Origin of the sequence: Parachitinimonas caeni (genome assembly GCF_030129945.1) — a bacterium.
GTDB classification, from domain to species: Bacteria; Pseudomonadota; Gammaproteobacteria; order Burkholderiales; family Chitinimonadaceae; genus Parachitinimonas; species Parachitinimonas caeni.
The window spans coordinates 1-255 of sequence record NZ_JARRAF010000284.1 but is presented as its reverse complement, the minus strand read 5'-3'; the positions used below and the strand labels follow the sequence as shown (position 1 = coordinate 255).

General features: G+C 64.3%; 1 protein-coding gene. It reads left to right on the top strand.

Features of this window, described 5'->3' with window-relative positions; genetic code table 11:
• The coding region (locus PZA18_RS24715) for a hypothetical protein (RefSeq protein WP_284103531.1) at window positions 1-255 on the top strand (255 nt) is incomplete at both ends.

The window sequence follows — 255 nt, the reverse complement described above, 5'->3', positions numbered from 1 at the left end:
GCGGTGTCGGCGACAACCCGGGTGGCAATACCGAAGCGGTCACCCCGGTCGAAACCTATCAGTACGACTTCTCGGGCAACCGCATCCGCCAGCACGTCAGCTACACCGGCGGCAGCGTGGCGGCCACCGCAGACCTGGGCCAGACCGACTACGACGTGCTGGGCCGGGTGGTGCACAGCGTGCAGTTCAACCAGCACACCTACTACGACTACGCCTGGACCACCCTCAACGGCTTTGATAACCAGCAGTACGGCA